15 protein-coding genes and 1 pseudogene are annotated in these 18,827 nt (G+C 73.9%); 8 read left to right on the top strand and 8 right to left on the bottom strand.

Annotated elements, in window-relative coordinates:
* Positions 1-7: 7 nt before the first annotated feature.
* From infB to rimP, 4 genes and pseudogenes are all read right to left on the bottom strand, one after another.
* Entirely contained in the window at positions 8-3,013 is a 3,006-nt protein-coding gene (infB, locus tag O7611_RS05485; RefSeq protein WP_069089329.1) for a translation initiation factor IF-2, read from the bottom strand.
* 93 nt (positions 3,014-3,106) lie between these two features.
* Positions 3,107-3,443 (bottom strand): annotated as a pseudogene (locus O7611_RS05480) (YlxR family protein).
* A gap of 15 nt (positions 3,444-3,458) precedes the next feature.
* On the bottom strand, positions 3,459-4,502 hold the full coding sequence (gene nusA, locus O7611_RS05475; RefSeq protein ID WP_194799785.1) for a transcription termination factor NusA: 1,044 nt from the start codon (positions 4,500-4,502) through the stop codon (positions 3,459-3,461).
* Positions 4,499-5,149: a ribosome maturation factor RimP gene (gene rimP, locus O7611_RS05470; protein ID WP_018785889.1), complete on the bottom strand. Its 651-nt coding sequence runs from the start codon at positions 5,147-5,149 to the stop codon at positions 4,499-4,501. Before rimP ends, nusA begins: the two co-directional genes overlap by 4 nt.
* 263 nt (positions 5,150-5,412) lie before the next feature.
* On the opposite strand from rimP, the gene O7611_RS05465 reads away from it, so the two are divergent.
* The 7 genes from O7611_RS05465 (at position 5,413) to O7611_RS05435 (ending at position 11,826) form a co-directional block, all read left to right on the top strand.
* Entirely contained in the window at positions 5,413-5,856 is a 444-nt protein-coding gene (locus O7611_RS05465; protein ID WP_194799840.1) for a hypothetical protein, read from the top strand.
* Entirely contained in the window at positions 5,853-6,299 is a 447-nt protein-coding gene (locus O7611_RS05460) for a ferritin-like domain-containing protein (RefSeq protein ID WP_194799784.1), read from the top strand. Before O7611_RS05465 ends, O7611_RS05460 begins: the two co-directional genes overlap by 4 nt.
* A 69-nt stretch (positions 6,300-6,368) precedes the next feature.
* Complete coding sequence (locus tag O7611_RS05455) at positions 6,369-6,950, top strand: PadR family transcriptional regulator (protein ID WP_013284661.1); 582 nt, start codon at positions 6,369-6,371, stop codon at positions 6,948-6,950.
* Between the two features lie 19 nt (positions 6,951-6,969).
* On the top strand, positions 6,970-7,701 hold the full coding sequence (locus O7611_RS05450) for an ABC transporter ATP-binding protein (protein WP_194799783.1): 732 nt from the start codon (positions 6,970-6,972) through the stop codon (positions 7,699-7,701).
* Entirely contained in the window at positions 7,698-10,376 is a 2,679-nt protein-coding gene (locus O7611_RS05445; RefSeq protein WP_194799782.1) for an FtsX-like permease family protein, read from the top strand. Before O7611_RS05450 ends, O7611_RS05445 begins: the two co-directional genes overlap by 4 nt.
* A gap of 153 nt (positions 10,377-10,529) precedes the next feature.
* On the top strand, positions 10,530-10,997 hold the full coding sequence (locus tag O7611_RS05440; protein ID WP_269696307.1) for a nitroreductase family deazaflavin-dependent oxidoreductase: 468 nt from the start codon (positions 10,530-10,532) through the stop codon (positions 10,995-10,997).
* A 100-nt stretch (positions 10,998-11,097) separates the two neighbouring features.
* Positions 11,098-11,826: a nucleotidyltransferase domain-containing protein gene (locus O7611_RS05435; protein ID WP_194799780.1), complete on the top strand. Its 729-nt coding sequence runs from the start codon at positions 11,098-11,100 to the stop codon at positions 11,824-11,826.
* A 22-nt stretch (positions 11,827-11,848) separates the two neighbouring features.
* On the opposite strand, the gene O7611_RS05430 is transcribed toward O7611_RS05435, so the two are convergent.
* Both O7611_RS05430 and map read right to left on the bottom strand, forming a co-directional pair.
* Positions 11,849-12,565, bottom strand: coding sequence for a VIT1/CCC1 transporter family protein (locus O7611_RS05430; RefSeq protein WP_269696306.1), 717 nt, complete (start codon positions 12,563-12,565; stop codon positions 11,849-11,851).
* On the bottom strand, positions 12,562-13,419 hold the full coding sequence (map, locus tag O7611_RS05425) for a type I methionyl aminopeptidase (RefSeq protein WP_073830294.1): 858 nt from the start codon (positions 13,417-13,419) through the stop codon (positions 12,562-12,564). Before map ends, O7611_RS05430 begins: the two co-directional genes overlap by 4 nt.
* 64 nt (positions 13,420-13,483) lie before the next feature.
* Here map and O7611_RS05420 point away from each other — a divergent pair, with 64 nt between their 5' ends.
* Positions 13,484-13,828, top strand: a complete 345-nt coding sequence (locus O7611_RS05420; protein WP_194799778.1) for an STAS domain-containing protein — start codon at positions 13,484-13,486, stop codon at positions 13,826-13,828.
* A 20-nt stretch (positions 13,829-13,848) separates the two neighbouring features.
* On the opposite strand, the gene O7611_RS05415 is transcribed toward O7611_RS05420, so the two are convergent.
* Both O7611_RS05415 and O7611_RS05410 read right to left on the bottom strand, forming a co-directional pair.
* Positions 13,849-14,982, bottom strand: a complete 1,134-nt coding sequence (locus tag O7611_RS05415; RefSeq protein WP_269696305.1) for an FUSC family protein — start codon at positions 14,980-14,982, stop codon at positions 13,849-13,851.
* 168 nt (positions 14,983-15,150) lie between these two features.
* Positions 15,151-18,819 carry a SpoIIE family protein phosphatase gene (locus O7611_RS05410; protein WP_194799776.1) on the bottom strand — a complete coding sequence of 1,223 codons (3,669 nt, stop codon included), beginning with the start codon at positions 18,817-18,819 and terminating at the stop codon, positions 15,151-15,153.
* Positions 18,820-18,827: the final 8 nt, after the last annotated feature.

Genomic DNA, 18,827 nt, shown 5'->3' with positions numbered 1-18,827 from the left:
GTGGTCGTCAGGCGCGCGGCTTCTCGCGCATCTCGAACGTCTCGATGACGTCGCCGACCTGGACGTTGTTGTAACCGCCCAGCGTCAGACCACACTCGAAGCCCTCGCGGACCTCGGTCGCGTCGTCCTTGAACCGCTTCAAGGAGCTGATCGTGAGGTTGTCCGCCACGACCGCGCCGTCCCGCAGCAGCCGCGCCTTGGCGTTGCGGCGGATGAGGCCGGACCGGACGATACAGCCGGAGATGTTGCCGATCTTGGACGAGCGGAAGACGTCGCGGATCTCCGCGGTGCCCAGCTCGACCTCCTCGTACTCCGGCTTGAGCAGACCCTTGAGCGCGGCGTCGATCTCCTCGATGGCCTGGTAGATGACGGTGTAGTACCGGATCTCCACGCCCTCGCGGTCGGCCATCTCGCGGACCTTGTTCGAGGCCCGCACGTTGAAGCCGATGATCGTGACCGCCTCGGACGAGGCGCTCGCGAGCATGACGTCGCTCTCGGTGATCGCGCCCACGCCCCGGTGGATGATCCGAAGCTGGACCTCCTCCGGGATGTCGAGGTTGAACAGCGCGTCCTCGAGCGCCTCCACGGAACCGGAGACATCGCCCTTGAGCACCAGGTTGAGCGAGGTCTTCTCGCCCTCCTTGAGCTGCTCCATGAGCGTCTCGAGAGTGGCCCGGCCACGGGAGTTGGCGAACGACGCCGCCCGCCGCCGTGCCTGCCGCTGCTCGGCGATCTGCCGCACGGTGCGGTCGTCCTCGGCGGCCAGGAAGGTGTCACCCGCACCCGGCACCGTGGTCAGACCCAGCACCATGACCGGACGGGCCGGACCGGCCTCGTCGACCGGCTTGCCGTTCTCGTCCAGCATGGCCCGGACCCGGCCGTGCGCCCCACCGGCGACGATCGAGTCACCGGCACGCAGGGTGCCCTTCTGCACCAGCACGGTCGCCACCGCGCCACGGCCCTTGTCCAGGTGCGCCTCGATCGCGACACCCTGCGCCGGCCCGTCGATCGGAGCGGTCAGCTCCAGCGACGCGTCGGCGGTCAGCAGCACGGCCTCGAGCAGTTCCTCGATGCCGATACCGGGCTTGGCCGCCACGTTGACGAACATGGTGTCGCCGCCGTACTCCTCGGCGACCAGGCCGTACTCGGTCAGCTGCTGGCGGACCTTGTCCGGGTTCGCCTCGGGCTTGTCGACCTTGTTGACCGCGACCACGATCGGCACGTCCGCCGCCTTGGCGTGGTTGAGCGCCTCGATGGTCTGCGGCATGACGCCGTCGTCGGCCGCGACCACCAGGATCACGATGTCCGTGACCTGGGCACCACGGGCACGCATGGCGGTGAACGCCTCGTGACCCGGGGTGTCGATGAACGTCACCGCGCGGTCCTCGCCCTCGTGCGGGACGTGGACCTGGTAGGCGCCGATGTGCTGGGTGATGCCACCCGCCTCGCCGGCCACCACGTTCGCCTTACGGATCGCGTCGAGCAGCTTGGTCTTACCGTGGTCGACGTGACCCATGACGGTCACTACCGGCGCACGGCTGACCAGGCGGTCCGCCGCGACCTCGGCGTCGAGGTCGATGTTGAACTGCGCGAGCAGCTCGCGGTCCTCGTCCTCCGGGCTGACGATCTGCACGTCGAAGCCGAGGTGCTCACCCAGCAGCTGCAGGGTCTCGTCGGAGCACGACTGGGTCGCCGTCACCATCTCGCCCAGGTTGAACATCTCCTGGACCAGCGAACCCGGGTTGGCGTTGATCTTGTCGGCGAAGTCCGACAGCGAGGCGCCACGGGACAACCGGACGACCTGACCCTGACCGCGGGGCGCGCCCGAGGACATGGTCGGGGCCGACAGGTTGTCGAACTCCTGTCTGCGCTGCTTCTTGGACTTGCGACCGCGGGTCGGCCGGCCGCCGGGACGCCCGAAGGCACCCGCCGCGCCACCGCCACGACCACGGCCGCCGCCGCCGGGACGGCCACCGCCGCCGACGGGACCACCCGGACGGAAACCACCGCCGGGAGCACCGCCGCCACCACCGGGACCGCCACGGTAGCCACCGCCACCGCCGCCACCACCGGGACCGCCACGGTAGCCACCGCCACCGCCGCCACCACCGGGTCCACCGCGGTAGCCACCGCCACCGCCACCGGGACGACCGGCGCCACCGCCGGGTCCGCCACGACCGCCACCGGGGCCGCCGGGACGGCCGGTGGTCGGACGCTGGCTCGGCATCGAGGCCGGGCTCGGCCGCGGCGGCATCGACGCCGGGCTGGGCCGCGGCGGCATGCCGGCCGGGCTGGGACGGGGACCGCCCGCACCGGCGGCCGGGGGCCGCTGCTGCTGGCCGCCCTGGATGCCGAACGGGTTGTTACCGGCGCCGCGCGCCGGCGGACGACCGCCGGGCCGGGCACCGGGGCCCTGACCCTGACCCGGACCGCCGGGACGACCGGCGGCCGGGGAACCCGGACGCGGCGGCATGGCGTTCGGGCCGGGACGCGGACCCGGGCGGGGACCGCCCTCGGCCGGGGGCTCCCGGCGTACGGTCTCGCGCTGCTGCTGGCGGGCGGCCTGGGCGGCCTTGACCGCGGCCTCCTGCTCAGCCTTGAGCGCGGCGGCACGCGCCTCGGCGGCCGCCACTTCGATGTCGTGCGCGCTCGCCGGCTTGGCGACCGGAGTCGCCGGCTGCGGCGGGCCGGGGACCGGGCCCTTGGGCTTCGGTCCAGGGGTCGGCGCGGCCGGACGCCGGGGCGGCATCGGCTTGGCCGAGACCCGGGGGGCACCCGGGGTCGGGGTGGGCGTCGGGGTCGGTGCCGGGCCACTGGGCGCGGCAGCCGGCGGGCCGGCTGGCGCCGACGAACCGGCTACGAACGCGCTACGCAGCCGCCGGGCGACGGGCGCCTCGACGGTGCTGGACGCGGACTTCACGAACTCGCCCATTTCCTTGAGCTTGGCGAGAACGGTCTTGCTTTCGACCCCGAGCTCCTTGGCGAGCTCGTGTACGCGGGCCTTTCCTGCCACTGCACTCCTCACTCCGAGGTCGTGCGGGCAGCACCCGCAGCGACCTCACTCGTGCACTTGAAGCCTGGTCATTTCAGGGACTTCATCGTGTGCTCATGTCGGTCGTCCTACCTTGCTAGCGACCCTCGACCGGTCGGGCTTGACCGGTCGTCGGGGGTTGCGCGTCGACGTGCTCCGCAAGCGCACCGTGGTCGGGGACCCCGGTGAGGCGCAGTGCTCGCCCGAAGGCGCGACGCCGCAACGCCTGCGCGAAGCAGGCCGGATCAGGGTGCATGTTCGCTCCCCGACCCGGCAGTCTGCGGGCCGGATCGGGCCGGAGACTGGTGTGACCAGCCTCGTCACCGATCGCGACGACCCGCAACAACTCGCTGGCCGGCGCTCGCTTCCGGCAGCCCACACAGGTGCGCTCCGGCAGCGCGCGTCGTACCACTGAGAAAGTCTACCCCTAGCTTCCCGAGATCGCGCCGCCCGGCTCCGGTACGTGATCAGCTCCGCCCCGGCTCTGCGGGGCGGCGGTCTCCGCGTCGGACCGGATGTCGATGCGCCAACCGGTCAGGCGGGCCGCGAGGCGGGCGTTCTGCCCCTCCCGGCCGATCGCGAGCGAGAGCTGGAAGTCCGGCACTGTCACCCGGGCGGTACGGGAGGCCAGGTCGACCACCTCGACCCGCAGCGCCTTGGCCGGCGACAACGCGTTTCCGACGAAGGTGGCCGGGTCGTCCGACCAGTCGATGATGTCGATCTTCTCGCCGTGCAGCTCGCTCATCACGGCCCGGACCCGCTGGCCCATCGGGCCGATGCAGGCGCCCTTGGCGTTGACGCCGGAGGTGGTCGAGCGCACGGCGATCTTCGTACGGTGACCTGCCTCACGCGCGATCGCGCCGATCTCCACGGTGCCGTCGGCGATCTCCGGCACCTCCAGCGCGAACAGCTTCTTCACCAGCGCGGGGTGCGACCGGGACAGCGTGATCTGCGGGCCGCGCATTCCCTTGGCGACGTGCACGACCACGCAGCGGATCCGCTCGCCGTGCTCGTACCGCTCGCCGGGGACCTGCTCGGACTGCGGCAGGACGCCCTCCAGCTTGCCCAGGTCGACGCTGACGATGCCCTTCTCCCGGCGGGTCTCGTGCGCCTGCACCACACCGGTGACCAGGTCACCGTCGCGGCCGACGTACTCGCCGAAGTGCACCTCGTCGGTGGCCTCCCGCAGCCGCTGGAGGATCACCTGCTTGGCGGTCATGGCGGCGATCCGCCCGAAGTCGTGCGGGGTGTCGTCCCACTCCCGGGTCACCGAGCCATCGGCGTCCAGTTCCTGCGCGTAGACCGAGGCGGCCCCGCTCTTACGGTCGATCTCCACCCGGGCGTGCGGCTCGGCGCCGTCGGTGTGCCGGTAGGCGGTCAGCAGCGCGGTCTCGATCGCCGCGAGGATCGTGTCGAACGGGATCTCCCGCTCGCGCTCCAGGGCGCGCAGCGCCGCGAGGTCGATGTTCACCTCTCCTCGTCCTCCAGATCTTCGTCGTCGTCGGTGTCGTCACCGAAGTCCTCGTCGGCCAGGTCGTCCAGGCGGTTGAACTCCACCTGAACCCGGCCGGGCCCGAGTTCGGCGTACGGGTGTTCGGCGGGGCCGGCGTCGGTCTCCAGCACCACGCGTTCGTCGTCGGCAGCAGTGATCCGGCCGGTGAGCTGGCGGTCCCCCGCGTCGCCGCGGACGGTGACCTTGACCAGCCGCCCGGCGTTGCGCCGCCAGTGCCGGGGCAGGGTGAGCGGGCGGTCCACGCCGGGCGAGCTGACCTCCAGCTGGTACTCGCCGGCCACGATGTCGCCGCCGGCCTCCTCGGCCGCGTCCAGCGCCGCCGAGACCGCGCGGGAGACGTCCGCCACGGCGTCCAGGTTGATCCCGCCGTCGGCGTCCACGATCACCCGGACCACGTGCCGGCGGCCGGCGCGGGAGACGGAGAGATCCTCCAGGTCGTAACCGGCCGCCGTGACGACCGGTTCGATCACCTCGCGCAGCCGGTTGCGGCGGGCGGCGAGATCGCCGCGGGGTGCGCCGCTCCGGTCCGTGCCGCGGGGGCCGTCGGAGCGGCGGGGCCGCCCGGCGGGCCCCGTCGACCGGGTGGCACGGCCACGCTGCGTCATTGCGCGCACCTCTCCTGCTGTTGCCACGACCCGCGGGCCGTGTTGTCCCTGGCCGGTGCGGGCGATCGGCCCGCCATACCGGCGCGCCACCGGGGCGTCCGCGCCCGGTGGTTGCGCAGAGCGTAACGCTAACGACCGCCGACGGACCCGGCGGCGCACCGAGACCCTGACCCACGAGACGGCGCGAATGGTGTTGACTCTGTCAGGTGGGGATCGGCAGAACACCATCCGACCAGGTCAGAGCGGGGCATTCCCGGCGCTGGCTGCTGCGCGCCGGCGGGCTCGTGGTGCTCGGCGGCGCGACCGCGCCGCTGACCGGCTGTGATCTTTTCGACCGCGACGAGGAACCACCGGAGCCGGACGCGCTGGAGCCGCTGGTGGCCGAGGCGCTCGCGCTGGAGGCCCGCCACCGGGCCGCCGCCACCGCCGACCCGGCGCTGGCCGACCGGCTCACCCCGATCGCCGACGCGCACCGGGCGCACGCCGAGGAGCTACGCCGCGTGATCGGGCGGCCCGCACCCTCCGGCACACCGGCGGCCGCCGGCTCGGCGAGCGCGCCCGACGCCGTGCTCACCGAGCTGCGCCGGGCCGAGCAGGAGGGCCGGACGAACGCGGCCAAGGCCTGCGCGGCAGCGCCGGCCGAGCGGGCCGCGCTGCTCGGGTCGATCGCGGCCGCGCGGGCCACACACGTGGAGGCGCTCAAGTGAACCCGACCAAGAGCCCCAGCCCCGCCCAGGCCCTCGCCGACGCGCTCGCCGCCGAGTACGCGGCGATCTGGGCGTACGGGGTGATCGGCGTGCACCTGACCGAGGCGGCGCGCACCGCGGCCCGTGCCGCCGAGGCGGCCCACCGGTCCCGCCGCGACGCGCTGCTGCTCCAGCTCGCCGAGGGCTCCGGGCAGGTGCCCGCCGACCGGGCCGGATACGCGCTGCCCTACCCGGTGACGGACCGGGCGAGCGCGCTGCGCCTGGCGGTGGAGATCGAGGAGCGGACGGCCGGGCACTGGCGGGCCGCGCTGCCGCACACCACCGGCGCGGACCGGAACACCGCGCTCGCCGCGCTCACCGACTGCGCGCTGCGCGCCACCCGCTGGCGGCGTACGGCTGGAGTGACGCCGGTCACCGTTCCGTTCCCGGGCCGCCCGGCCTGAGCGCGGCGCCGGTCACCCGGCGGAACCCTCCGGTTGCGTTGCGCATACCAGGTATGCATACTCGCGGTCATGTCCATCCGTCACGGCCTGCTCGCCCTGCTCGAACGCGGCCAGATGTACGGCTACCAGCTGCGCGCCGCGTTCGAGGAGTCGACCGGGTCGACGTGGCCGCTGAACATCGGACAGGTCTACACGACGCTGGCCCGGCTGGAACGTGACGGACTGGTCCGCCCGCTGCCGGAGAACGAGAGCGGGCAGCGGCCGTACGAGATCACCGACGCCGGACGGGCGGACCTGGCGCTGTGGTTCGCCACGCCGATCAGCCGCGCCGACCGGCCCCGGGACGAGCTGTCCATCAAACTGGCGCTGGCGCTGACCACCCCCGGCGTCGACGTGCGGTCGGTGGTGCAGACCCAGCGCACCGCCACCATGCGCGCGCTCCAGGAGTTCACCCGGTTGAAGTACACGAGCGACAAGCCGGAGGATCTACCCTGGCGGCTGGTGCTGGACGCGATGATCTTCCAGACCGAGGCCGAGGTGCGGTGGCTCGACCACTGCGAGACGAGCCTGGTCCGGCACCGCCCGGCGCCGATCCGGGCGGTCGACCACCCCGAGGCGGTGGACCGGGCCGGCGACGAAGCCCGCCGGTGACCCGGCACGGGAGGCGCTGATGGACCCGATCGACGGGGTGCTGGAACTGCGGGACGTCCGCCGGACCCACGGCGCCGGTGAGGCCGCCGTGCACGCGCTGCGCGGCGTGAGCCTGACCGTGCGGGCCGGCGAACTCGTGGCCGTGATGGGCCCCTCCGGGTCCGGCAAGTCCACGCTGCTGGCGCTCGCCGGTGGCCTGGACCGGCCCACCGGCGGCGAGGTGGTGGTCGAGGGTGAGGCGCTGGTCGGGCTGTCCGCCCGCGAGCTGGCCCGGCTGCGGCGCCGCCGGATCGGTTACGTCTTCCAGGACCTGAACCTGCTCGGCAGCCTGACCGCCGTGGAGAACGTGGCGCTCCCGCTGGAACTGGACGGCACCGGCGTACGGGCGGCCCGCCAGTCGGCGCTGGCCGCGCTGCGCGAGGTCGACCTGGAGGACCTGGCCGACCGCTTCCCGGACCAGATGTCCGGCGGCCAGCAGCAGCGGGTGGCGATCGCCCGGGCCCTCGTCGGCGAACGCCGCCTGGTCCTCGCCGACGAGCCGACCGGCGCGCTGGACTCGCAGACCGGCGAGGCGGTGCTGCACCTGCTGCGCCGCCGGGTGGACGCCGGCGCGGCCGGGGTGCTCGTCACCCACGAGGCCCGGCACGCCGGCTGGGCGGACCGGGTGGTCTTCCTGCGCGACGGGGTGATGGTCGACTCGACCGCCCCGCTGATCGGCGTCGACCACCTGCTCAGCGGCAGCAGCCGGTGACCGGCGGCCGCCTCGCCGCCGTACGCGGATCGTGGCGGACCGCGTTGCGGATCGCCCGCCGGGAGGCCCGGCGGTCCCGGCGGCGCACGCTGCTGGTGCTGGTGATGATCGCGCTGCCGGTTCTCGGCCTCAGCTTCGCCGCGGTCAGCTACGACATGGGTGATCTGACCCGCGCCGAGCGCATCGAGCGCCAGCTCGGCGGCGCCGACGTCGCCCTGCGCTGGGACAGCCTGACGCCGGTGACGCAGGACGCCTGGGGCGAGTCGGCCTGGCCGGTCGAGGGCGAGTGGGTCGGCCGGACCCGTCCGGCGACCGCCGAGGAGGTGCGCGCGCTGCTGCCCGAGGGCAGCCGGCTGGCTCGCACCCGCTGGTGGATGACGTTCTCGACACGGGTGGACCGGCACGTCGAGTCGATCGAGGCGCGCGCCGTCGACCTGACCGACCCGCTCACCCGGCCGCTGGCCCGGGTACGCGACGGCCGGCCGCCGGTACGCCCCGACGAGATCGCGGTCAGCCCGACGGCGCTGCGCCGGCTGGAGACCCGCATCGGCGACCCGGTACGCACCATCGACGGCACCACATACCGGGTGGTCGGGGTGGTGGAGTATCCGGACAACCTCCGGGACGTCATCACGCTGCCCGGGGTGACTCCGGACGGCACGGCCGGCAGCGACACCTGGTTGGTGGACCTGCCCGGCCCGCTGGAACCGGGGCTCGCCGACCGGCTGAACGCGCAGGGCGTCCAGGTCGTCGTCCGCAGCCCGCTGCCGGGACGGCAGGAGTTCAGCCGCGGCATGTCCGTACCGGACGCCGACGAGGCGGGCGTCGTCGGAGTGGTCGGCGGGCTGGGCCTGCTGGAGGTGGTGCTGCTTGTCGGCCCGGCCTTCGCGGTGAGCGTCCGGCGCCGGCGGCGGGACCTCGCACTCGTCGCGGTGGCCGGTGGCGACGCCTCCCACCTGCGCCGGATCGTGCTCGCCGACGGGGTGGTGCTCGGTGCCGGCGGGGCCGCCCTGGGCATGCTGCTCGGCATCGGGGCGGCGTTCGCGGGCCGGCCGATCGTCGAGCAGTACCTGCTCGGGGAACGCCTCGGGGCGTACCGGATCTTCCCGGCCGCGCTGGTGGCGATCGCCGCGACGGCGGTGCTGGCCGGGGTGCTCGCGGCGATGGCGCCGGCCTGGGCGGCGGCCCGGCAGGACGTGGCGACCGGCCTGGCCGGCCGGCGCGACGCGACCCGGCCACGCCGCCGCTGGCTGCTGGTCGGGGTGGCGCTCACCGTCGCCGGGACCGCGATCGCCGCGTTCGCCGCCGGCCGCACCTCGCAGACCGGAGTGCTGGCCGGTGTCGCGCTGGGCGAGCTGGGGCTGGTGTTCTGCACCCCGTCGCTGGTCGGCGTGCTGGGCCGGGCCGGCCGGCTGCTGCCGCTGACCCCCCGGCTCGCGTTGCGTGACGCCAGCCGCAACCGGTCCTCGGCCGCGCCCGCCATCTCGGCGGTGATGGCGGCGGTGGCCGGAAGCGTCGCGCTCGGCGTCTACGTGGCCAGCGACGAGACGCGGTCGCGAGAGCTCTGGCAACCCGGCCTGCCGCCGGGGAACGTGCTGCTCACCCACTCCGGTGAGACCCCGGCGGACCCGCCGTCGGCCGAGGTCGTCGCCGGCCGGGCCCGCGTGGTCCTGCCCGACGCCACAGTGGTGTCCGTCGCGACCCCCGGATGCGTCGGCGACGTCCGGGACAAGAACGACTGCACCGCGTACGCGCTCGTTCCGCCCGAGCAGCGCTGCCCGTACGACGCCGCCGGCCCGGTCCCCGACGCGGCCCGGCGGGATCCGCGCTGCGTGAGCCCCTTCCAGGACCCGGTCGACGTCTACCTGCCGGCGCTCGTGGACGACGGCGGCGCGCTGGCCGCGCTCACCGGGGCGCCGGCGGACGAACTGGCCGCCGCGCGGCGGACGCTCGCCGCAGGTGGCGTGGTGGTCACCGACGCCCGGCGGGTGGTGGACGGGCAGGTCCGGGTGGAGGTGAACGACAACTCCGGCGGTCCGCCCACCGGGCGTCTCCTGCCCGCGTACGCGCTGCGCGGCGGTCTCACAGTCGACCGGCTGGTGCTCTCTTCCGCCGCCGCGGACGCGCTCGGCCTGACCGCCGTGCCGATGGGCTACCTGCTGGACACCGCCGGCTCCCCCACCGACCGGCAGATGGAGATGCTGGCCGACGAGCTGTTCGACATCGGGCCCATGTCGGCGCAGCTGGCGACCGCCGACCCGCCGTCGGACCAGCGCCCGATGCTGCTCCTGCTCGCGGTGGCCTCCGGTGTGATCACGCTCGGCGCCGCCGCGGTCGCCACCGGCCTCGCCGCGGCCGAGGGCCGCCGGGACCTGTCCACGCTCGCGGCGGTCGGCGCCGATCCCCGGGTACGCCGCCTGCTGTCGCTCTGCCAGGCCGGGGTGATCGCGGTGCTCGGTTCGGCGCTGGGCATCGTCGCCGGGCTCGGCTCCGCCGTGGTCGTCCTGGCCTCGCTCAACCAGCGGTACGCCGAATCATGGCCGGTGCAGCCGCCGTACCCGGTGACGGTGCCCGGCGTGACGCTCGCCGTGCTGGTCGTGGTGCCGCTGGTGGCGATGGGCGGCGCGGCGCTGCTCACCCGGTCCCGCCTGCCGATCGAACGCCGGCTCGACTGAGCCGGCCGCCCATGCATGATCCACACCATTCCGCCGGAGTGGCGGCATCGCGGCGGGGTGGATGCCACCACTTCGGGGAGATGGAGTCGACCTTGGGGCGGACTGACCGTCCGAGGGGGTGACGGGGCGCGGTGTGGGCGGCACACTTGTCGGATGTCAGCCCTGGGAACCCTCACCCGCCGTCTCGGTCACCAGCGTTGGTTCGGCGCCACCATGCGCCTGCTCGTCCCGGCCGACCGGCTGGTCGGCCGGATGACGAAGGGCCGCGTGGTCGCCTTCGGGCTCGTGCCCACGCTGGTGCTCACCTCCACCGGCCGCCGCTCCGGCAAGCCCCGCAGCAACCCCCTGGTGTACGTCCCCGACGGCGACGCCTACGTGGTGATCGGCTCGAACTGGGGGCAGCAGCACCAGCCGTCCTGGACGTTCAACCTGATGGCGAACCCGGCCGCCGAGGTGGACGTCAAGGGACGCCGGATCCCGGTCACCGCCCAGCAGGTCACCGGCGAGGAACGGGAACGGCTGTTCCAGCGGCTGGTGCAGGAGTGGCCCGCGTACCGCACGTACGTCGAGCGGGCCGGTGGCCGCGAGATCCGCGTGTTCCGCCTGGCCCCGAACGCCTGAGCGCCCCGCCGCAGACGCGCACAATCCGACATCCGTGCCACCGGGGCTGCCGGTCCCGATCTGGCTAGGGTTGCCGCAGGCGATCTGTCGGAGGTGGACCGTGGCGCTCGACGTGGACGCCGAGCGGCGTCTGGACGATCCACGGTGGCAGGTGGCCGAGCGGGTCGGTGACGCCGTCCTGCGGCGGTTCCCGGCCGACGTGCTGGCGGTCGCCGTACACGGTCCGCTCGCGCACGGCGAAGACGACGGCGGCGGGGACCGCGAGGTCGGCCTGCTGGTCGTCACCTACCGGCCCGGCGCCGGACCGCCGCCCGCCACCCGGCGGGTGGACGGCGTACTCGTCGACCTCACGGTGGCCGGGGCGGACGACTACCTGCGCCGGGCGACGACGATCACGTCCCGCTGGCCGCTGGCCGCGGACCGGTACGTCACCACCCGCGCCCTGCACGATCCGACCGGCTGGCTGCGGAAGCTGCGCGACGAGCACCTGGCGCGCCTGGCACGCGCCCGGCCGGCGGAGTTCACGAGCGCGGCGCGGCAGGCGTGGTACCGGGGCAGCGCGGCGCACGCCCGCGCGTTGCGGCTGGCCGAGTGGTACGAGACGGACCAGGCGCTGCTCATGCTCGGCGAGGCACGGCTGGCTGCCGCAACCGTGCAGGGGCTGTTCAGCCGCACCTACTTCCGCGACCCGGGGGACGCGGTGCGGCGTACCGGGCTGGCCGGTGCGGACATGACCGAGGTGGGCGCGGCGCTGACCCGCCAGGCCGAGGAACTGGCCGCCCGGGGCCGGCCGGTCGACGGCACCATCGACGACCTGCTGTCCGGCTGACGGCCGGCTGGACGGCCGACCGTCAGCCGATGCCGCCGCCGACGCCGATCAGCGCGCCGATCAGGTAGGTCGCGCCGGCCGCCAGCGCGCCGAGCAGCAACTGCCGCAGACCGCTGCGCCACCAGGCGCGGTTGGTGAACCTGGCCACGACCGCGCCGGCGACGAAGAGGCCGACGCCGCCGACGGCGAGCGCCAGCCAGAGGCTGGTGAAGCCGAGCAGGTACGGCAGCAGCGGCACCAGCGCGCCGATCGAGAAACAGATGAACGACGAGATCGCGGCGGCCCACGGGCTCGGCTGGTCGTCGGGGTCGACGCCCAGCTCCTCCCGTACGTGTACCCGCAGCGCCTCCTCCGGGTTGGCGCGTACCGCCTCGGCGACCTGCGTCGCCAGCTCGCGGGGCAGTCCACGGGCGACCCAGGCGTCTGCGAGTTCCCGGGCCTCGGCCTCCGGGTGGCGTTCCAGCTCGCGCCGCTCCTTGGCCACCTCGGCGGCGACCTGCTCGTTCGCGGACCGGACGCTCGTGTACTCGCCGAGACCCATCGAGATGGCGCCGGCCACCAGGCCGGCCGTGCCGGTGAGCACCACGCTGCGCGGCGACACCCCGCCGCCGCCCACACCGGCGATCAGCGCGATGTTGGTGACCAGTCCGTCCATCGCGCCGAAGACGGCCGGGCGCAGCCAGCCGCCGGAGACGTCCGCGTGGTGCGCCTCGCGCAGTGCCGCAGGGGTGTCGGTCACGGCAGCGTCAGGATCTCGTAGCCGTCGTCGGTGACGACGATGGTGTGCTCGAACTGGGCCGTCCACCGGCGGTCCTTGGTGACCACGGTCCAGCCGTCGTCCCACATGTCGTACTGGTAGGTGCCGAGCGTGATCATCGGCTCGACGGTGAACGTCATGCCGGGCTCCATCACGTCGGTGGGGCGCGGGCTGTCGTAGTGCGGCACGTAGAGGCCACTGTGGAACGCCTCGCCGATGCCGTGTCCGGTGAAGTCGCGGACCACGCCGTAGCCGAAGCGCTTCGCGTACGACTCGATCACCCGGCCGATGACGTTGATCTGCCGGCCCGGCGCGATGGCCTTGATGCCGCGCATCATCGCCGTGTGGGTCCGCTCGACCAGCAGGCGGGCCTCCTCGCTCACCTCGCCCACGCAGAACGTGGCGTCGGTGTCGCCGTGCACGCCGTTCAGGAAGGCGGTGACGTCGACGTTGATGATGTCGCCGTCCTGGAGCACCGTGGTGTCCGGGATGCCGTGGCAGATGACCTCGTTGAGGCTCGTGCAGCACGACTTGGGGAAGCCCCGGTAGCCGAGCGTCGACGGGTAGGCGCCGTGGTCGCAGAGGAACTCGTGCACCACCCTGTCGATCTCGTCGGTGGTCACCCCGGGCTTGCAGTGCTCACCGGCGAGCTGGGTGGCCTGGGCGGCGAGACGCCCCGCCACGCGCATCTTCTCGATGGTCTCCGGCGTCTGCACGTGCGATCCGCGCCACTCCTGGGGACGCTTCTTACCCACGTACTCCGGGCGCGGGATGTGGGCGGGGACCGCTCGCCACGGGGAGAGCGTGCCGGGGGTCAGCGGCGCACGGACGGTCATGGCCCAAGCCTATCGCCGGGGGTGGTGTGCCCCCCGCCACAGGCCCGCCGGGCAGGTTGTTGCCGTGCCGCAAACGCTGTGCCATTGTTGCTCCGTGGATCAAGGGGGCGCGGCGCCCGTGTTCTCCGTGACGGCGCAGGTCGACGGCGACCGACTGCGCGTCCAGGTGACCGGCGAGGTCGACATGGCGACCGCCGACACCATGTTCCAGACCGCGCTCCGCGAGCCCGCCAAGCAGCTCACGCTCGACCTGCGGGCGGTCACCTTCTTCGATTCGGCCGCCATCCACGCCGTGGTCCGGCTCGCCCAGCGGTTCCCGGCCGCGCTCACCGTGCTGCCGTCCCCGCAGGTCCGGCGCGTGCTGGACATCTCCGGCCTCGGCGACCAGGACTGGCTCGCCCGGCCCTGACCGACTCGGGCGCCCTCCGGCTAGGAGGCCTCTCCCATCCCGGGCGACAGGCCCGGCCCCGGTTCCGGCCGCCCGCGATCCGACGCGGGGTGCCGCTCTCCCGTCTCCCCCGCGGTGTCCGGGGCGAGATCACGACGCAGCGACTCGGCGTCGCGCTTGCGCACCCCGCTCGCCCGGATCGTGTTCACCGCGATGATGGTGAGTTCGTTCGCCACGTTGATGCCGCTGACGCGCAGGCCGCTGCGCAATGCCTCCTGAACCAGGCGGAGGGCCGACATCGCGGCCCGCTGGGAACGGGAGGGCCGGCCGGCGGACGGGGACCAGCCCGCACCGACGGTGCGCGCGGCCTCGGCCAGGCACCGCGCGGCCTCGGCGAGCGACGGCGGGACGGGCTCGTCGTCACGGATCGCGCGTTCGAGGTTGAGCGCGACGTCGCGGCTGTGCAGCAGGGAGCGGATCATGAGGATGGCGCCGTGCCGCCATCCCTGCAGCGCGCTCTGGTTGTGCCACCGTAACGGCGAGATGCGGACGACCTCGTCGGCGCCCGACATTGCGGCCTCCACCTCCGAGGTGTCGAGCCGGCGCAGCCTGTCGAGACCCTGACGGGCCAGCTCGGCGTCCCGGGCCAGGGCCGCGTCGGCGAGACGGTCCAGCTCGGCGGCCATCTGGTCGAGCAGGGGCCGGCCGGCCCGCCGGATCCGGTGGATCGGGTGCAGGGGCAGCACCACGACCGCGACCAGGATGCCGACCGCCCCACCGACGACGCCGTCGACGAAGCGGGGCAGCGCGATGTCGGTCCGGGCCGGGAACAGCACGGCGATCACCATCGCGCTGCCGCCGACCTGGGTGACGAACGCCCCCTCGTCGCTGAGCAGGACGGCGACGAGGATCGCGGCGGCGACGATGACGCCGATCTGGACGTATCCCTGCCCGATCCAGGAGACCAGCAGGTCGCCCAGCGCGATGCCCACCGCCACGCCGGCGATGAGCAGCAGCGTACGGCGGAAGCGCTGGCTCACCGAGCTGGCGATGGTGCCGACCGCGACGGCGGGCGCGAACAGCGGTTGCGGGTTGTGGATCAGATCCTTCGCGACCCACCACGCGACTGCGGCGGCCACTCCGCACTGCACCGCCACGAGCAGGCTCAACCGCACCCGCCGCAGCCGATCCCGCGCAGTGGCCCGGCCGGTGCGGCGAATCGCCGTCCACGCCGCACCTACCGGGTCGTCCCCGCTGCCGCGGGAAGGACGGAACGACTCACGCCCCATGAGGCGATCCTAGGGACTTCGCCGTATTTGATCCGCTTTACGCGACAACAGCCCTCAGTTCCGGTCGGTCAGCCGGCGGCGCAGCGTCAACTCGGTGCCCGCCTCCGTACGCGTCACGTCCATCTCCCCCAGCGCCTGGATCAGCGCCAGCCCGCGTCCCCGGAAGCTCGACCCGCTCGACTCCCGCCAGCGTCCGCTGTCCCGGATGGTCGCGGTGACCGTGCGGTCGGCGATAGTCACCTCGACCTCGATCGTCGGGTCCACCGGGTCGACCGGGTGCTCGATCGCGTTCGCCGCCGCCTCGGAGACCGCCACGGTCAGGTCGAACAGGTCGGTCTCGCCGACGTGGTGGGCGACGAGGAAGTCCTCCAGCCGCTTGCGGAGCACGCTGAGCCGGGTCGGGTCGGCGGGCAGGCGCAGCGCGAACCGGTTCAGCTCGGCCGCCTCCAGCGCGAGCACCGCCACGTCGTCGTGCCGGGACCGCTCGGCCACCCGGGCCATGACGGCGTCGACCAGGTCCGCCACGTGCCCGGCGCGCGCCGTCGCGTCGGCCCGCAACTGGCCCAGCCCGGCGTCGATGCCCGCGGACCGGTCCTCGATCAGGCCGTCGGTGTAGAGCAGGAGCCGGTTGCCCGGTGCGAGTTCGCCCTCGGCGGCCGGGTAGACGGCGCCGGGGATCGCCCCGATCGGCGGTCCGAGGGCCCGATCGTGCAGGAACGCCACGTCGTCTCCTCGGATCAGCAGGGGTGACGGATGACCCGCGCTGGCGTACCGGATCCGGCCCGTGCGCGGCGAGAAGCCGAGGCAGACCACAGTGGCGAAGGAGCCGCTGCCGGCGGAGTGGACCAGCCGGTTGAGCCGGGTCAGCGCCTCACCCGGGTCGTAGCCCTCCAGGACGTACGCCCGCAGCGCGTTGCGGAGCTGGCCCATCGCCGCGGCGGCCCGCACGCCCTTGCCGACCACGTCACCGATGACCAGCACCAGGTCGTCGTCGGCGGTGGCCATCACGTCGTACCAGTCGCCGCCGACCTCCACGTCCGCGCTGCCGGGCAGGTAGCGGCTGGCCACCACCGCGCCGGGCAACTGCGGCAGCGTACGCGGCAGCAGGCTGTGCTGGAGCGTGGTGGCGATGTGGTGCTCGGCCTCGTAGAGCTGGGCGTTCTCCAGCCGTACGCCGATCAGCCGGGCCAGTTGGGCCAGCGCCGCCTCCTCGGTGCCGCCGCCCTCGCGGCGCCACACCCGCAGCTCGCCGAGTTGCTCGCCGGCGGTGCCGGTGAGCGGCAGCACCACTGTCGGCTCGACGGGCAGGTCGCCGCCGGCGTCCTCCTCGTGGCGCGCCCCGGTGGCGGTGACCCGGACGCGTCCGGCCTCGGCCAGGCGCAGCGCGTGCCGGGCGGCCACCCGCACCACCTCGGCGGTGGACCGGGCAGTGTTGATCTCCACGGCGGCGTCGGCGAGGGCCCGCAGGCGGCGGATGATCTGCCCGCGCAACTGGCCCAGCTCGACGTTGGCCCGCACCCGGGCCACCAGCTCCTGGCTGGAGAACGGCTTGGTCAGGTAGTCGTCCGCGCCGGTGGACAGGCCGGCGACCTCCTCGGCGGCGCCGGCCCGCGCGGAGAGCAGCACGATCGGCACGTGCCGGGTCGCCGGTTCGGCGCGCAGCGCGGCGACCAGCCCGAAGCCGTCCAGCCGGGGCATCATCACGTCGGTCAGCACCAGGTCGAACGGGGTCTCCACGGCCAGCCGCAGCGCCTCCACGCCGTCCGGCACGGCCACCACCTCGTACGCCGGGGAGAGCAGCCGGACGACGTGCTCGCGCAGGTCGGGGTTGTCGTCGGCGAACAGGATTCGGCCGGACCCGCCGGGTGAGCCGGACGGCTCCGGCAGCCCGGTGGGGCGGGCCACCTCGTCGGTCCACAGCGCCGTCTCGGCGACGTACAGGCGGGCCTGCTCCGGTTCGCTCAGCGGCACCGGCGACAGGGCGGCCACCCGGTCGGCGGGCAGGTGCGCGTACCCGAAGGGCATGGTCACGGTGAAGGTGGTGCCCCGGTCGACGACGCTGTGCGCGGTGACAGTGCCGCCGTGCATCTCGACCAGCTCGCGGACCAGGGCGAGCCCGATCCCGGTGCCCTCGTGGGTACGGGAGCGGGCACCGGCCACCCGGTGGAACCGCTCGAAGACCTGCGGCAGTTCCTCCGGGGCGATGCCGACGCCGGTGTCTGTCACCTCCAGGACGGCGGCGCCGTCGGTGGCACGGACCCGGACCCGGATCTCGCCGTCGAAGGTGAACTTGACCGCGTTCGACACCAGGTTGAGGACGATCTTCTCCCACATGTCCCGGTCGACGTAGACCGGCGCGGGCAGCGGCGGGCAGTCCACCACCAGGCGTAGCCCGGCCCGCTCGGTGGCCGAGCGGAACGTGCTGGCCAGCCTGGAGGTGTAGTCGGACAGGTCGGTGGGCTGGTAGCGGGCGGCCAACCGGCCGGACTCCAGCCGGGAGAAGTCGAGCACCGTGTTGACCAGCTTGAGCAGACGCAGCCCGTTGCGGTGCATGACGGTGAGCAGGTCGAGGTACCGCTCGGGCAGCTCCCGGTCGGCGAGCATCTCCTCCATCGGCCCGAGGACCAGCGTCAGCGGAGTCCGGAACTCGTGGCTGACGTTGGCGAAGAAGCTGGTCTTGGCGCGGTCCAGCGCGGCCAGCTCGGCGGCGCGGGCGCGTTCCTGCTCGTACGCCCGCTGCTTGCCCACGGCCCGGGACACCTGCGCGGCGACCAGGTCGACGAAGTCCCGGTAGTCGTCGGTGAACGGCAGCCGCCGGGACACCCCGAGCAGCAGCACACCGGCCGGTTCGTTCGTCGCGGTCAGCGGCAGCAGGAGCGCCTGGCCGGCGGCGTCCGGCGGCATCGCGCCCGGCAGGTCGGCGGTGGCGATCCAGCGCGGCTCGGTGAACGGCTCGCCCTCGGGCAGGCCGGGCGGCGGATCGGCGACGGTGGCCGGATCCACGCCGGAGCAGCCGCCCGGCACGAGCGTGCCGCGCTCGTCGGGGAACCACAGCGCACTGAACGGCACGTCGGCGCGGTGGGCGTCGAGCACACGGGTGACGGCCCGGCCCAGTTCGAGCATGCTCGGCACGTCGCCCAGCTCGTTGCCCAGCTCGGCCAGGGCGCGCAGCCGGCGCTCGCCGAGCACCCGCCCGGTGGTCTCGTTGACGAAGCAGAAGATCCCGCTGACGCTGCCGTCGACGTCGCGGATCGGGTCGTACGAGACGTCGAAGTAGACGTCCTCCAGGAAGCCGTGCCGGTTCAGCACGAAGGGGTGGTTCTCACCCCGGTAGGGCACGCCCGTGCGGCGCACCCCGTCCAGCAGCGGGCCGAGCACGTCCCAGGTCTCGGCCCAGTGCCGGTGCGCGGCCTGCCCGATCACGGCGGGGTGCTTGTCGCCGATGGTGGGCCGGTAGGCGTCGTTGTAGAAGGCGAGATGCTCCTCGCCCCAGAACACCACCATCTGGGCGCGGGACGACAGCATGGTGCTCATCGCGTGGCTGAGCGCGGCGGGCCAGCGGTCCGGGCTGCCGAGCGGGGTGGCGCGCCAGTCGAAGGCGCGCAGCCGCTCGCCCATCTCGCCGCCGGCCGCGAACGCCGCGGCGAGCAGCGGCGACAGTGACGCCTCGCCGGCCGCCGGGGACGAACGACTGTCGCCCCCGCCCCCCTGGGCCGAGCTCATGCAGCCTC

Source organism: Micromonospora sp. WMMC273 (assembly GCF_027460285.1).
GTDB classification, from domain to species: Bacteria; Actinomycetota; Actinomycetes; order Mycobacteriales; family Micromonosporaceae; genus Micromonospora; species Micromonospora aurantiaca.
The sequence above is the reverse complement of the archived record's forward strand: the minus strand, read 5'-3'. Positions and strand labels throughout refer to the sequence as shown.